The following is a 6,232-nucleotide window of genomic DNA, read 5'->3' on the forward strand; positions in this document are numbered from 1 at the left end:
AGTGCGGCGATCGCACAAAGTGATCACACCCTGTTGCACGAAGATAAAGCCAAAAAAGCAGAACTGGCACTAGAAAGCATCCTTGCAGACTTAGCAGTTCTGAATATTCCCAATGGGGTCAAACTTTCAATTAGTTTAAGCAACCATAACCCGGAACGCTGGGCAACTGAGATTAAACGCAGAGTATCAGGCACTCACACCTTTGAGCATCTGCACCCTGTAACTCGTTCCATTGTCACCAAGACAGTTGACATCGCGGTTACAGGGATTTATCCCGAAGGATTTGGAAGCATTGCTCACTGTTTGTTTGGTGAAGCATCCCTGATACTAGACCCGTCAGAATTAGCGATCGCACTCGATATCGGTTCATCAACTTGGTTGGTGACTGTTTTTAACGGCAGTGGTGCAGTGATTGACCGTCACTTGATTGAAGGTGGAGCGGGTGAACTGCACACCCTGATTGCAGAAGCGCTCGACAAGCGAAACGACCGAGTGAGTCTGCTGTCCAAGGATGTGAAACACTCGCCCAGTTTGGTGAACCAGGGGATTATTGAAGGCACTTTTACTTATGGCGGCAACCACCTCACGGGCAAGAAGTTTGAAACCGAGTACAGCCAGTGCCTAGATCAGTGGTGGAGTAACAGGATTGAGAAATTCGCCAACTTTGTGACTGCTGGCAATTATCTAGACCGCGCTAAATACCTTGTCGCCTGGGGTGGGGGTGTTTCCTTGCCAGTGGTGGATCAAAACCTAGCCGGTTTAGGCTTTGTGGTCTTGAATAATCCCCAATTCATCAATGCTTTGGGGTTGAAACTATTAACTCAAATATCTTTGGGAGCCTAATCAATGAATTACGAATCTCGGCGTATAACCATCTCCTACCTAGCAGTAATTGAATTGTGCAAGATGTTTGATTTACCTCAAGACGCACCGACACAGGCATTATCAGCAGGTGTAGAAAAGCTGATTTTTCAACATGGCAATGTACAACCATCGCCCAAAGTTGAAACAGCGCAATCTACACAGCCCAATAAATCGGCACTTAGCGCAATGGTCACTAATTTCAAGGGGGCAGCATGACCAAATCCAGATTCAGAAACACGGTTTTAGGCATTGGAGCAACAGCAGCAGCGATCGCCGTTGGGTATTTCGGAGTTCAGTACAACGGACGTAACAATATGTTCACCATTGCCGCAGCCGTGGGGGGTGCAGGTGCAATCAGCTATGTACTTCAGAAACCGACTCAAGGAGAATCACCTACCGCACCGATAAAAACTCAAAGTCAAGGAAAGAAGTCATGAGGTTTTGTGAGAACTAATGATGAAGCGATCGCTCCCACCGACCAAAGTAAGGCGATCGCCCATCGGATGCATCAAGTACACATTTAACAAGGATTTTAGCAGCATGGCACTCGATTATAGAAATCCCAACGATTGGGGCAAATCACCGCTAACTGACCGCGCCCTGAGATTAGAGCAATTCAAAGCGGAAAATCCTGAACAATGGTCAGCAATCATTGAGGCAGATATTCAGGCACTCTCCAAGCCAATATTCGAGAGTGAAGATTACCCACCCTTCACCGGAACCGAATTTCTAGCAACTCATTCAAGCATTGATGACCATCCATACTCTGCTGCATTTGGTCAATTCTTGGGCAATGGGATTGACGCGGACATTGCAAATATCTTGGCGTTTGGCTCCAACAGATTTGATTTAATTTCCGAAGATTTGGACGACCCCGTAAGGCAACTGGCAACGAGAATTTATAGCCGATTTGAAGAGATGGGTTACTGGGATGAATTGCCCCAAGAGCCGATAAATATCGACTACAACAACATACCTTATTAGGAGAATAAATGGCACGTAATTTTGGAGGAGCGAAACTCAAAAACCATATTCCCAAGAATGCCCCCGGTACGTTAGGAGCAATGGGCAGACTGTTTGATGTGTCCTCATCGGACTTCAACAAAGCCTTACAGGGAGATCAAACGGTAATCACCAAAATTGCAGACATGGCGAGATTGTCCGACACTGCAAAAGCCAATTTACCCAAGGCTTTGGAGGCATACCGGAAAATCATTGAAACCACAGGCGATGTAAACCAAGCCTATGCCGAACTGGTGCAATTGACCCAAAAACACGGTACGCAAACCCTGAAAGCTATCAACACCAGTAAGACAGGAGAACAGCGCTTCAAAAACGAGATGTCCGAGATGCAGGCGGAACACGTCAACGCCACCACTGCCGAGGCCACCCGTCACGCGCAACGCTCATCCTTGATTCAGATATCTGGGGCCACAGCAGACCTTATGGCATTGGCTAAGTATGAAGTTGATTTAATCAAGGCTTCTAACAAGCTGCCTGAGACACAAGATGCGGCGGATAGGGCTTATGAAACTGCGGTAACTAGCGCACTGTGGACAAACGGTAGTGAAGCGAAAACCGACCGCATACCCAAGCCTAATTACTCGCGCACTGCTGGGATTAGCCGAGTAGGGCAGTGGTTCCGCAACTTCATGGGCATCTAACCGTAATTAGTCGAAAGCCAGTAGTGACGGAAAACTCTGGCTTTTTCTGTTTCACCCACGCGAGGTAAACATGAATGAAATTGATTCCCTATTATCACAGTTCCAAAACACCAGTGAACAGTCCACACCGTTAATGTGGGGTGAAACTACTGAAGAAAAACCGACCCCAGAGGATGAAGACGGCTTACGCCTTGAGCAATCCATTCGTGATGTCTTCAGTAACAAACAACTGCTAAACAAAGCACTGGCTACATTCCTGGGTGTGTTTACTGCCAATGCTGGAGTGAGCTTACTGACAACTCTAGGGATTGGGGCGATCGCTTCTGGCACTTTAAGCAGCATTGTACTTGGGCTATTTTTCGCCAACACTCTCACGAAAATTCAGTACGACGGGCGAATCCACATTGGTAAAGACTTCATGGTGGCGACTGCCCAAACTGCAAGTGTAGGGGCAACTCTTTGGGTGGCTTTTGACGAGTATCGGGCTGTGTCAGGAGCGACCAAGACAGGTAAGACAAGGTTCTATGAAGAAGTAAGACAGTACGAAGTTAAGCCCAGTCCCCAGACTGACACCCCTTGGTTAATGATCGGGTTGGCAGCATTAGGAGTGTTGTTGCTTGCAGCTATGACGAGGGGAAGAAACCAATGAAACGTAAGCAGTTTGAGGATTATTTACGATCAGGAACAGCCAACAATATCACTGTAGGGGTGCTAGCAACCATTGGCTTAATTTGTGGGGCAAAGTCATTTACCGGCACTCAGATTAGTTTAATTGAATATTGCTTCATCCCCTCAACACTAAAAAATCCGGTTAACCGTCAAAGGTACTGCACTCCCAACAAGCGTTACATAATGCCAGAGTCGGAGTTTTATGCCTCTTCTTATGCACCAGCTAACCCAGAGTTTCAACGTGATAACTTCCTGCCAACCAAAGCAACCCGTTTAAGAATAATCCCCCCAAGTAACCCGGATAAGGCTTTGTGGGGATTAGCTTCAGTGTTTTTTCTAGGAGGAGCCTTTACCTTATCCAAAGCTAGGGAATGGCGATTAATCCAACTAATGCCTTCAGTTAGGGAAGAAATTCGTAGCAATTGGCTAATTTCTAAACTTTGGTACGGGTTAAGGCTCCATAAGGAAGCATATAGCGCACAACTAGATTACGAATTTCACCAATGGGCGGAGAATAGACGGGTAAGAGAAGCGCAGTTGTCACAAATGACACCGCAAGAGTTAGCTATCTTTCAGGAGCAGGTGAGGTTAAGGGCAGAAGCCGAAGCACGGGTGCAACTGCAACAGGCAACGGGTCAACCAGTCGGCGCATTGCCAGGGCAATCAATGCAGGATATCGCCAGGGGTGACGATAAAGTTACTGGCTCTGAACAGCAGACATTACAACAAAATACGAATGGTAGCCTTGACCCATCAGAAGCTCTTGCCCTAAATACTTTGCAAGCCCTAGCCAGAGCCGATAGTTCCACTGCTTTAGTTGCCGCACCGGGAAGCGGTAAATCAGTTACCCTCAATTACTTAATTCAGAAGATTTTGGCGGATTCACCTAATGCTGATATTTGGGTAATTAGCGCTAAGAATGATAGTTTCTGTGGTTTACGCGAGAAGGGGCGGGTAATTGTCTTTGATCAGGAAAACCCAGACCTAGCCAAAGAGGTAATTGACAACTTTTACACGGACTACAAAAAGCGTAAACAGCTACCAGAATCACAGCGCGAATCCTTACCACCATTGATTCTAATTCTGGATGATTGGTTAGTGATTGCTGACCAATTAAGCAAGCATTACTCTGACTGGAATTATGGGGGTAAATTACTTGACGTTTTATTGATTGGTCGAGAGTTTAATACTAAGTTTATTGCCTCCCTACAGTCTTTTAATCTGGCAGCTTTGGGTATTGAAAAGATGGATGCACAAACTCGTCTCTGTCTCAATTTATTGTTGTTAGGTAACAGGTATATCAAGAATGGAAGGGAGCAAGAATCTTATGGGGTGCTGGAATTGATTTTAAATAGAGGTGACATTATCCCAGGTAAGCAAGAACGGGAGCAAATTAAATCTAAATACTTGGATATTAAAGCAGTCTCCTATCAAAACCTACGTCCAGTTATGATTGCTTCCGTTGGGGGTTTTGTTGTGGCATTAATGCCCCTTTTATCTAATAAAGTCAACTCGATTGCTTCGGAGCAGGAATATATAGATAGAGTATTTGACCTGGAATTTAATTTAAATGCTGCTCATAATGTACATCCAAAACCATTATCTGAAGTAGCTAAAAAGATTTATGAATACTTCCAAAATGTGAAGTCTAAAACACCAAAAACATTACGCGATTTGAAGAAAGCAGACAGGTTATCTGGTTATTCAGAGCCAGAATTAATTGATGGTTTAGCTGAATTAGTTAAGACTGAGAAGGTAAATCCTGATGAGAATGATAGCTACTCTCTGCCTAATTGGTAAACGTCTTGCCGTAATGCCGTGGTCATAAAAAGGGATGTCTTACTGGCTTTACTGAGTGTCCACGGCATACGGCAGCAATCACGGTAATCCATACCCTGTATAGGTTGTAGCCTACGGCACTGCTACGGCAGCACGGACACCCACGGCAGAAGCATCAATAATAAGTCCGCCAATAAACAGCCATTTATTATTACAGGATTAATAAAATCATGCTGAGAATAGTAATTGTTGAACCAGAAACATTCACGCTCTTGGGCATCAAAGGCGCTATTGAAAAATCTCCTGACATAGAAGTTACAGCGTCAGCCACTTCTGGAAAGCTAGGGTTTCAGTTAATTGAACAGATGAACCCTGATGTTGTGTTAGTTGATTTACTATTGCCCGACATGAGTGGTTTAGAACTGACTCGCTCAATTAAAAGAAAGACTAATAGTAAAGTGGTGATTTTTACTAATCAGACTCATTCCGACTTTATTAACTCGGCTTTTCGTCATGGGGCTGATTCTTATATGCTCAAAAGTGCTGATGTAGAATTGATTGAACTAGCCATCAAGAGAGCTTACTTTGATGAATGCCTGCTTGACCCGAAGCTGGCTAAAAAACTGTTAAAAAGCCTTGATCAAAATAGATATATTGACCCTAGCTTTGCTGACAAAAACTTGCTTGACTCTCCCACCGAACGACAAATACAAGTCCTGCGTTTACTGGCTCAGGGTTTAGTTTTTGAACAGATTGCCAAAGAAATGTTTCTCTCTGTTAGTACAGTCAAACGTTATGCCAGTGATTTGTACAGTAAATGGCACGTCAAGAACCGTACCTTGTTCGGCCTGGAACAACTTACCTGCAAAAAGCAAAAGTTGTAAGCGTGTTAGTTACAGGTTTGGGACAAGACTAGAACTTACGCATTGACAGAAAAGTGATACTATGCAGTAAATCCCAACTTCTGTGATAGGTGTTCTAAAATAAAGTCACGAGCTACTTGAAGAGATAAATTTCTTTGGAGTTCATACCAATTTTCAATTAACTCTTCTACCCGCATTAATTCTAATTGTGTAAAAGCTCGAATTGCGCTAAAAAAGTGAGTTCTAATTGCCTCAGATGTCCTCACCATAAATCGACCAATACCACATACTTGTTTAATCGCTCTGTGGTAGCATTCAATCCCCCAATGAATTGAATGTAATGTTTTAAATTCTGTTTGGCTAATTCCAATTAGTGCATTTTCTTCAGGTATA

Annotated in this window: 9 protein-coding genes; 8 read left to right on the forward strand and 1 reads right to left on the reverse strand. The window is 44.1% G+C overall.

Translation table 11 applies throughout. The annotated features are described in order from the left end of the window. The 8 genes from F8S12_RS02970 to F8S12_RS03005 all read left to right on the forward strand — a co-directional run. Nucleotides 1–843 (forward strand): ParM/StbA family protein (locus tag F8S12_RS02970; RefSeq protein WP_196514735.1); only part of this gene is annotated, 843 nt, incomplete at its 5' end. 3 nt (nt 844–846) lie between these two features. Next, complete coding sequence (locus tag F8S12_RS02975) at nt 847–1,080, forward strand: hypothetical protein (protein WP_179076110.1); 234 nt, start codon at nt 847–849, stop codon at nt 1,078–1,080. After that, on the forward strand, nt 1,077–1,301 hold the full coding sequence (locus tag F8S12_RS02980; RefSeq protein ID WP_196514736.1) for a hypothetical protein: 225 nt from the start codon (nt 1,077–1,079) through the stop codon (nt 1,299–1,301). Before F8S12_RS02975 ends, F8S12_RS02980 begins: the two co-directional genes overlap by 4 nt. A gap of 16 nt (nt 1,302–1,317) precedes the next feature. Further along, nucleotides 1,318–1,848, forward strand: coding sequence for a hypothetical protein (locus F8S12_RS02985; protein WP_230967749.1), 531 nt, complete (start codon nt 1,318–1,320; stop codon nt 1,846–1,848). 164 nt (nt 1,849–2,012) lie between these two features. Beyond that, complete coding sequence (locus tag F8S12_RS02990; RefSeq protein ID WP_230967750.1) at nt 2,013–2,528, forward strand: hypothetical protein; 516 nt, start codon at nt 2,013–2,015, stop codon at nt 2,526–2,528. Between the two features lie 70 nt (nt 2,529–2,598). Then, nucleotides 2,599–3,177, forward strand: coding sequence for a hypothetical protein (locus F8S12_RS02995; protein WP_196514738.1), 579 nt, complete (start codon nt 2,599–2,601; stop codon nt 3,175–3,177). Next, nucleotides 3,174–4,997, forward strand: coding sequence for a hypothetical protein (locus F8S12_RS03000; protein WP_196514739.1), 1,824 nt, complete (start codon nt 3,174–3,176; stop codon nt 4,995–4,997). Before F8S12_RS02995 ends, F8S12_RS03000 begins: the two co-directional genes overlap by 4 nt. 209 nt (nt 4,998–5,206) lie before the next feature. Continuing rightward, complete coding sequence (locus F8S12_RS03005; RefSeq protein WP_196514740.1) at nt 5,207–5,860, forward strand: response regulator; 654 nt, start codon at nt 5,207–5,209, stop codon at nt 5,858–5,860. 59 nt (nt 5,861–5,919) lie between these two features. Here F8S12_RS03005 and F8S12_RS03010 read toward each other — a convergent pair. Continuing rightward, a partial coding sequence (locus F8S12_RS03010; protein ID WP_196514742.1) for a transposase occupies nt 5,920–6,232 on the reverse strand: 313 nt, incomplete at its 5' end.

Origin of the sequence: Nostoc sp. WHI (genome assembly GCF_015714725.1) — a bacterium.
In the GTDB taxonomy this organism is placed as follows: Bacteria; Cyanobacteriota; Cyanobacteriia; order Cyanobacteriales; family Nostocaceae; genus Nostoc.